This window comes from Pseudomonas sp. TKO26, assembly GCF_003225665.1.
Classification (GTDB): Bacteria; Pseudomonadota; Gammaproteobacteria; order Pseudomonadales; family Pseudomonadaceae; genus Aquipseudomonas; species Aquipseudomonas saponiphila.
This window is the reverse complement of sequence record NZ_QKLN01000061.1, coordinates 1-397: the sequence shown is the minus strand read 5'-3', so window position 1 is coordinate 397 and position 397 is coordinate 1. Positions and strand designations below refer to the sequence as shown.

Genomic DNA, 397 nt, shown 5'->3' with positions numbered 1-397 from the left:
CACCACAGGGCCGCCGGGGCCGGCGGGCGGGGCTCCCTGCTGGCCGACGGCGCCCGCCACCGGTTCGGGCAGGAGGCCAAGGTCCGGCGCCAGCTGCTGGCGTGGGACGCCGGCCTGTATGTGATCGACGCCCGGGAGCCGGTGCTGGCCAAGTACCGCGATGAGCTGGAAGTACTGAGCGGCTGCGGCAAGCCGCTCAGTACTTCCAGCTCATCGCGGTACTTGGCCAGCACCGGCTCCCGGGCGTCGATGACATACAGGCCGGCGTCCGAGGCCAGCAGCTGGCGCAGGACCTTGGCTTCCTGCTCGTAACGCTGCCGTCTAGAAAGCGCGCCAGCCTGGCCGGGCCGTCCAGGCGGTCGCCGGGGCGTTGCAGTCGTAGGCTCTTATACACATT

1 pseudogene is annotated in these 397 nt (G+C 70.5%); it reads right to left on the bottom strand.

Going from position 1 to position 397, the window contains the following annotated elements:
- Positions 1–176: 176 nt before the first annotated feature.
- Positions 177–397 (bottom strand): annotated as a pseudogene (locus DNK59_RS31455) (DUF3482 domain-containing protein); the annotation flags it as partial.